General features: G+C 50.1%; 6 protein-coding genes. 2 read left to right on the forward strand and 4 right to left on the reverse strand.

The genetic code is table 11. From position 1 onward, the window contains the following. Positions 1-239: 239 nt before the first annotated feature. The 3 genes from J2T37_RS11140 to amgK form a co-directional block, all read right to left on the reverse strand. Positions 240-1007 carry an alpha/beta hydrolase gene (locus tag J2T37_RS11140; RefSeq protein WP_253355928.1) on the reverse strand — a complete coding sequence of 256 codons (768 nt, stop codon included), beginning with the start codon at positions 1005-1007 and terminating at the stop codon, positions 240-242. A 128-nt stretch (positions 1008-1135) separates the two neighbouring features. Further along, positions 1136-2461 carry a Fic family protein gene (locus tag J2T37_RS11145; protein WP_253355929.1) on the reverse strand — a complete coding sequence of 442 codons (1326 nt, stop codon included), beginning with the start codon at positions 2459-2461 and terminating at the stop codon, positions 1136-1138. Positions 2462-2570: 109 nt separating this feature from the next. Further along, positions 2571-3575: an N-acetylmuramate/N-acetylglucosamine kinase AmgK gene (amgK, locus tag J2T37_RS11150; protein ID WP_253355930.1), complete on the reverse strand. Its 1005-nt coding sequence runs from the start codon at positions 3573-3575 to the stop codon at positions 2571-2573. Positions 3576-3645: 70 nt separating this feature from the next. On the opposite strand from amgK, the gene J2T37_RS11155 reads away from it, so the two are divergent. After that, positions 3646-6090, forward strand: a complete 2445-nt coding sequence (locus tag J2T37_RS11155) for an LPS-assembly protein LptD (protein ID WP_253355931.1) — start codon at positions 3646-3648, stop codon at positions 6088-6090. A gap of 14 nt (positions 6091-6104) precedes the next feature. After that, positions 6105-7007 carry a peptidylprolyl isomerase gene (locus J2T37_RS11160; protein WP_437179477.1) on the forward strand — a complete coding sequence of 301 codons (903 nt, stop codon included), beginning with the start codon at positions 6105-6107 and terminating at the stop codon, positions 7005-7007. A 635-nt stretch (positions 7008-7642) separates the two neighbouring features. On the opposite strand, the gene J2T37_RS11165 is transcribed toward J2T37_RS11160, so the two are convergent. Beyond that, a complete protein-coding gene (locus tag J2T37_RS11165) occupies positions 7643-8200 on the reverse strand; it encodes a hypothetical protein (RefSeq protein WP_253355933.1) in 558 nt (185 codons plus the stop codon). Between the last annotated feature and the right edge of the window lie 214 nt (positions 8201-8414).

An 8414-nucleotide genomic window follows, 5' to 3' on the forward strand; every position in this document is an offset into this window, starting at 1 on the left:
CTTGTTTTGCTTATAAGGGCTCAGTCGACTTTTTTTCATGGGATTTATTCTAAATGATTTTGAATAAATCTAGTTATCTAGTACAGCCCCTAAAATTATAATCAAGATTCATTTAATTGTGAAGTATTGTTAATTACTGAAAAATTATTCTAATTATGCGAATCATCACAAACCAAAGGCCGTCTGAAAACAAAACAACATGTTCGTTTTCAGACGGCCTCTTTGACTCTCTAATCTAATCAGCGCAGCCACAAAAAATCCATAAACTGCGGTATCTGTTTTTCCCAATCCGCTTCCGTATGACGGCCTTGCGGTTGGCAATAGACATCGCAGGCGGCACCGGCGCGCGTAAAAATACCGGCGATGGCTTGATTGGCGCGGGCGGCGGGCGTATGCCAAGCGTCCACCGATTTGCCGCCGCGCCCGGCTTCCTGTTCGCCCCACGACAGATACACGCGCGTATTGCTGTCGATGGCGCATTGTTCCATATCGGCGTACAGCTCGTTCAAAATCGCCGATGACAAACAGGCCGCTTTGGAAAAAATCCGGTTGTATTTGCCGACGGCGTAAATGCTCATCAACCCACCCATAGACGAACCGGCAATCCCCGTTGCCTCGCGGAAAGGATAGGTGCGGTAGGTCGAGTCGATATACGGTTTGATGTCGTTGACTATCCATTCCATCGTTTCATGCCCCAAGCCGTTCAGACGGCCGCCGAAAAAGGCGGAATGGAAACTGTACGGGCTGTATTCCGACAGGCGCTCGTTGCCCTCGTGTCCACATTCTATGCCGACAATCATCATCTTTTTCGGCCACGCCTGCATAAAATCATACAAACCCCACGACTTGCCGTAGGTCGCTTGATTATCGAAAAACAGATTGTGCCCGTCGAAAAAATACATCACGGGATAACGCTCGCCCGTCGCCAAATAATCATCAGGCAGATAAATATGCAGCTTGCGCGTTTTGCCCACGGCGGGAAAGGGCATGTCGTGGTAGTGAATCATGGTGTGTTCCTTATGAGTACGCTGATTTGGAAAATTGGGCTTTAAGCTGGAGATGACAAGAGCGCAAGTGCTAAAAAGGCCGTCTGAAAACCATAGATTTTTTATAGTTTTTCAGACAGCCTTACAGCCTACAATTTTCTCTGGTTTAATAAATTAACAATGTCTTGCCGAGAAATATAAATAGTTGTTCTTCCAAGAGAAGATTTTATCAAGAGCTTATGCTTACATAAATTTTCTAAGTATTTTCTTGCTGTGTTATCACCGACACCTAATGTATTTTTAACCTCCCTAGCACTAAATACTTTTCCCGGATTTTTAATAGCCCTCTTCAGCAAAATGATTTCTTTAGCATTTAATTCATTAGCAATTGATGTTTCAGATAACCAGTTTAAGGTTTCATTAAATTCTTGATTTTTTTTATCTAAAAATTTAAATAACTCCTCAATAGAGCGTTTAATGATTTCTAATTGGTAAATAATGAAATAGGTCAAATCATTATCATCCGTTTCAGTATATAAATAAGAAGCTGCATACTTAGAAGCCGCATTCTTCAATAATTTACTGATTGAGATATACTCAAATTCGCTATACCCATTTTTCATCATATACCAATAAAATAAAGCACGAGCCGTCCTACCGTTCCCATCAAAAAATGGATGTTCATATCCAATCATAAAATGCAAAATAATCGCTTTTATAATAGGATGAATAAAAGACTTATCTTCATGCAGGGTATTTGCAAAATCACATAATACCTGTAATCGTTTTTCTAAGTCAGCATAATCGGGGGGAACATGAACAGGGTCTCTTTGGTAATTTACGACATAAACCTCATTATTATCACGTAAGATGCCTGGCTTAATAATATTATCATCTAGTCCATTTGTTGCAATATGATGCAATTGCAGTATTAATTCTATACTAAGCGGTACATTTTTTTGCTCTGATACTTCTTTCATAAGAAGATAATTATTCATAATCATCTTCTCATCTACTGTTTGTGGCTTTCGTTCTTCCTCCAGCATTTGCAATGCTACTACACGGGTAGTCGCAGCACCTTCTAGTTGTGAGCTTGAAATCGATTCTTCATATTTCAACGCATTAGATAAAAATTCACTTTTATGTCGCTTAGCCATATAGAACTGTGTCAACCGTGCTCGTAGTTCATCTATTTTATGAATTAAAGCAAAACAATGATTTGGCAAATTAAATTGAAACAGCTGCCCGTTTTTATCTAACAACGGGGTTGTTCTTAAAGTACTTACCCTTGCTAATTTAATTTTTAACCACCGCTTTTCATTTAGTTCCATATTCCTAGAACACCGTCTTAACTTATCCCAATGAATATAGTCATTTGAGATATCAGATAAATCAGCATTTAAAACCTCATTAAGATGCTCTGCATGTTTACCCATAAGCACATGTATAGGTAATGGTTTTTCTACTTTTCTCATTTTTATATCTCATTTTATAAAATTTGAGATAACTGTATCACATTTTTAAATTTTAAGAAATAAAGGCCGTCTGAAAAATATTCAGACGGCCTTATCCTATCCTTTCACATCAAAACGTAAAGCCCGTTTCCAATTCCTCATCGCCCACCAGTTCCACCAAAAGCGCATACAACGGCGCGAGGTCGTTGTAGCGGCGGGAAACGCGGCGCAGGTAGTTGAGGAAGCGCGGGATTTCGGGGCGGTATTTGTCTTTGCCGTCGCGGTAATACAGGCGGGCGAAGATACCGGCCACTTTCAGATGGCGCTGCACGCCCATCCATTCAAACCAGCGGTAAAATTCGTCGAAATCTTCCGGCACGGGCAAACCGGCGGCGCGGGCTTTTTCCCAGTAGCGCACCACCAAATCCAACACAAATTCTTCTTCCCATTCGATAAACGCGTCGCGCAAGAGCGACACCAAATCATAGGAAATCGAGCCATACAGCGCGTCTTGGAAATCCAACACCCCCGGGCGGCCGCTCTGCAACATCAGGTTGCGCACAATGTAGTCGCGGTGCACATACACTTTCGGCTGCGCCAGCAGCAGCGGCAGCAGGGTATCTACGGTTTGCTGCCATAATTGGCGCTGTTTGAAATTCAGCTCTTTGCCCAATTCTTTGGCAACAAACCATTCGGGGAACAAATTAATCTCGCGCAGCATGACTTCGCGGTCGTATTCGGGCAGTTGTCCCGGTTGGCTGGCCTTCTGCAGGATAATCAGCTCGTCGATGGCTTCCAGCAGCAGGGCTTTGTGGGCGGTTTCGGAGGTTTCCTGCTGCATGGCGGTCAGGAAGGTAGTGTTGCCCAAATCGTTCAAGACCATAAAGCCCTGCGCTTCGTCCACATGCAACACCTGCGGCACATTCACCATATTAAAGAGTTTCTGCACCTTCAAATAAGGTGCCACGCTCATTTTCTCCGGCGGCGCGTCCATGCAGACCACGCTGTGGCCGTCTGAAAAAGTCGCACGGAAATAGCGGCGGAAATCGGCGTCGGCGGCGGCAAAAGTCAGCTCGAAATCTTGACCCGGGTAAACGGTTGCCAACCAATTTTTCAATTCGGTTTGTCGTTGCATAGCAGTATCACGGTTTTTCAGGTTAAAATAAACGCTATTCTAACTGGCAAAACCGATTTAAGGGGCAACTTTGGCTCGTTTATTTTCACTCAAACCCTTGGTGTTTGCGCTGAGTGTCGGCTTCGGCGCCACCGCAACCGCCCAGGCTGCGGACTTTTCCGCGCCGAAAGCGTCGGATTACGTGCCGATTGAAAACACCCGCGCCACGGCCGAAGAAGCAGCGGCGAAGTCCGAGCAGGCGCAAACGGCGGAAGAATTGTCGTTGGGCGAAACCTGTCTGCGTTGCAGCGACGAAAAAGCGGCGCAGCAGGCCGAAGCGCTGAAGCAGGAGCAGTCCGCCGCCGGTATCCGCCGTAGCGGAGAAGCGGCGCTGCCCGTTGATTACACCCGCGTGACCGCCGATTACGTCAACGGCCAAAACCAAGTCAGCGTCCACGCCAAAGGCGACGTGATTATCGAGCGCAACCAAGACGTATTGAATTCGGACTGGGCGCATTACGACCAAGCCACCGACACCGTGACCGCCGGCGACCAGTTTACCCTGTATCAAGACGGCTCCGTGGTGCGCGGCAAGCAAATCGAATACAACCTCACCAACCGCACCGGCGTGACCGACAATGCCCGTTTTGCCACCGAAAAAGACGGCCGCCGCCTGCAAAGCGTGAGCGAAAAAGCCGAGATGAAAGGCCCCGGCCTCTACAACCTCATCAACACCAAATTCAACACCTGCGCCCCGGGTGACGCTTCTTGGTACATCAAGGCGCAAAACGTGGAGGCCGATGAAAACACCGGTATCGGTGTAGCCAAAAAAGCCACGCTGGTTTTCGGCGGCGTGCCGGTGCTTTATACGCCGTGGGCGGATTTTCCGATTAACGGCAGCCGCAAGAGCGGCTTCTTGGTACCGACCTTCTCGACCGGTTCAGACGGCTTCGAGATGACCCTGCCGTATTACTTCAACCTTGCCCCGAATCTGGACGCGACATTAACGCCCGGCATCATTACCAGCCGTGGTGTGCACTTGGGCGGACAGTTGCGCTATCTGCAACCGAAATACTCCGGCGTGTTTGAAGGCGACTGGATGCCGCACGACAGCAAAAACGACAAACACAGCAACAACCGCTACGAATTCAAGTGGAACCACAAGCAACAGTTTACCGCCCACTTGAGCGGCGGCGTGGATTTCAACACAGTTTCCGACAACGACTACCACCGCGACTTCTACGGCAGCAGCGCCACCGAAAACGTCAACCTCAACCGCCAAGCCTGGTTAAACTACAACAACCGCTTCTGGGGCGGCAATTTCGACAGCTCGCTGATGGTGCAGAAATACCAGACGCTAGCCAATGAAAACGGCTATAAAGACGAGCCTTACGCCATCATGCCGCGCTTGAGCGGCCGCTGGCAAAAACAAATCGGCAACGCCCAAGTTAATGTGTTCGGCCAATTTACCCGCTTCCAACACGACGACAAGCAAAGCGGCAACCGATTGGTGCTGTATCCGAGTGTGAAATGGGATTTCCACAACCAGTGGGGCTACATCCGCCCGAAAGTCGGCGTACACTACACCCGTTACGATTTGGACAGCTTCGGCAGCCTGTCGTCGCGCACCGTCAGCCACACCCTGCCGATTATCAACGTGGATACCGGCATGACCTTCGAGCGCAAAGCCACGCTGTTTGGCCGCGAGTTTCTGCAAACCCTTGAGCCGCGCCTGTTTTACAACTACATCCCGACCAAGTCGCAAAACGACCTGCCCAACTTCGACACTTCGGAAAACACCTTTACCTACGAGCAGCTGTTCCGCGAAAACCTGTATTCGGGCAACGACCGGATAAATTCGTCCAACAGCCTGTCGGCCGCCGTGCAGACGCGTATCTTAAATTCCAAAACCGGCGCCGAACTGCTGCGTGCCGGTATCGGCCAGAAGTTTTACTTCACCAACGATACCGTATTGCTCGACGGCACCGTCAGCAGCTACGAGCGCAACCGTTCCGACTGGGTAGCGTTTTTACACGGCAAAGTCAGCGACACCGTGCGCCTGGACTTTGACATCCACTACAACCAAAACGACAACCGCGCCGAAAGCTACGCCGCCGGTATCGTGTACAGCCCCGAGCCGGGCAAGGCCTTGAGCGCGCGCTACAAATACGGCCGCAACGAGCGCCTCTACCTGCAATCGGACAGCACCTACTACTACGGCGAATTGAGCCAGGTCGATATCGGCGGCCAATGGCCGATTACCAAAAACCTGTCGGCCATCGCCCGCTACAACTACGAAATCAAGGCGCACCACCCGCTCGACATCCTCGCCGGTGTCGAATACAAAAGCAACTGCGGCTGCTGGAGCGCCAGCGTGGTTGCGCAGCATTATGTGACCGGCGAAACTTCCAGCAAAAACGCCGTGTTCTTTACCTTACAGTTGAAAGACTTGAGCAACTTAGGTAAAAACCCGTCCGAAAAACTCCGCTTGGCCATCCCCGGTTACAGCAAAACCAACGAGGTAGTAAACCCATGACATTCAAACCCCTGATGCTTGCCGCCCTCATCGGCCTAAGCTTAAACCTGACCCCGGCCGTTGCCGCCGACATCCACGCCTCCGACAGCATTGCCGCCGTGGTGGACAACGACATCATCACCCAGCGCCAACTGTCGCAAGCCGTTGCCGCCGCACGCCGCAACGTCCCCAAAGGCACGCAAATCGACGACACAGAGCTGCGCAAACAGGTATTGGTGCAGATGGTCAACCGCTCGCTGATTATCCAAGCGGGCACACGCCGCAACCTGAGCGCCAGCGAAGCCGAAATCGATGCCGTTATCGCGCGTAATCCGTCGTTGAAAAACGCCTCCAAAGCGCAACGCCGCGAAATCGCCGACGACATCATCATCGACAAAGTGCGCCAACAGGCCGTCATGCAAAACAGCCGCGTCAGCGATGCCGAAGTCAACGCCTTTATCGCCAGCGCCAAACAGCAGGGCGTAACCCTGCCCGAGGGCGAGCCGCTGCGCCAATACAATGCGCAACACATCCTGATTAAAGCCGACAGCGACAACGCCGCCGTTGCCGCCGAAAGCACCATCCGCAAAATCTACGCCCAAGCCCGCAGCGGCGCCAACTTCGACGCACTTGCCCGCCAATACTCGCAAGACGGCAGCGCCAGCGACGGTGGCAATTTGGGCTGGTTTTCAGACGGCCTGATGGTCGCCCCGTTTGAAGACGCCGTGCACAAGCTCAAACCCGGCCAAATCAGCCAACCCGTGCGCACCCAGTTCGGCTGGCACATCATCAAGCTCAACGACGTGCGCGAAGGCGGCACACCCGAAGAGCGCCAACGCAATGCCGTGCGCCAATACATCATGCAGCAAAAAGCGCAGCAGGCCACCGTCAACCTGATGAAAGAGCTGCACGGCAGCGCGTATGTGGATATCCGCTGATTGGGCGTGATGATTGGATAAAGCGAAGGCCGTCTGAAAAACACACCGTTTTGCGTGTTTTTCAGACGGCCTTATATTCTGATTGGCGTAGGTTGGGATGAAATCCCAACGAACACTTCGGCAGAAGTTGAGTTTACAACCCAACCTACATCATACTGCGCGGTTCGGTTTTTTTATTTCACTAACGTGAGTTCGGATAAGCGGATAGAATATCTTTTAAAATTTCAGAAACGTGTTTCTTTTGGCAGACAGAATCCTCGCGGATTCGTCATTTCCGCGCAGGCGGGAATCCAGGTGTTTGAGCTTCTGATACCTTGAAAACATTACAGAAATGCCAGACTGCTGGATTCCCGCCTGCGCGGAAATGACGAAAATCTAGCGATTTTCTGTCTGCCGAGATATAGTAGAATCACTAAAAAACCAAACTGAGTAGGTTGGGATGAAATCCCAACGGAATTTCGAAAAAATGTTGGGTTTACAACCCCCTACACGGTGCTTATGGTTTGGTTTTTAAATAATTCTACTATATCGTATAGCCCTGAAAATAATAAAAATATTTAAAACGCTTATCCCGAACTCGAGTTCACTATAATCGGCAAGATTAAGCGTTACGGCAAAGCGGCGGGCAGGAATGCCTACCCTACGACTTTCTCCGGTTTCCAACCCTTCTTCCACAACGCATATTCCACCACTACCGGCGGTTTGCCGAAATCCTCAAACCAGCTGTCCACCACCCAACGGCTGCCGTCGTCTTTTTCCACCAGTTGCGCCGCATAGTGCAAATCCAAAAAACGCGGCGCACGGTACACCGGCTTGCCGACGGTATGGAATTTCAGCCAGCCGTTGCGGGCGAAATACTGCAAAAACGCGGTGTCGTTGTTGCTGTGGTCGGCGCAGTCCATGCGCCCCGGCGAAGAGCCGTCGCGGAAATTGCCGCCCTTGTCTTGATACACCGGTGTCTGCCGCCCCGCCGCCAAATACACCGCCAACACCGCCTGCCTGACCGCTTCACGTTCCGCCGCCGCGTTGCCCGCAGCGGCAAACCGCGCTGCCAACTGCACCCGTTCGCCATCGCTGATTTTAAATGTACTCTCCGCCTTACAATGGTAGGCATGGCAGATTTTCAGATAATCATCGGCAAAGGCCGTCTGAAAAAGAAACAACCACGCCAGTAAACATAGGATTTTTTTCATTTTGTTCCGCTTGTAGGGTGTGTGGCGCAGCCACGCACGCGTTTTTCCCATCGTAAACATACTCAGAAAAGCAACTTCAATACCGCCACTCATTTCCCAGAGGAAACCGCGTGCGTGGCTGCGCCACACACCCTTGTATATTGAAATCAATATATCATAGCAACCAAACAGGCTGCCTGCCTCAGAATGCACCCTTGGATCTCCATATCCGTTT

Origin of the sequence: Neisseria perflava (assembly GCF_024170405.1) — a bacterium.
In the GTDB taxonomy this organism is placed as follows: Bacteria; Pseudomonadota; Gammaproteobacteria; order Burkholderiales; family Neisseriaceae; genus Neisseria; species Neisseria perflava_B.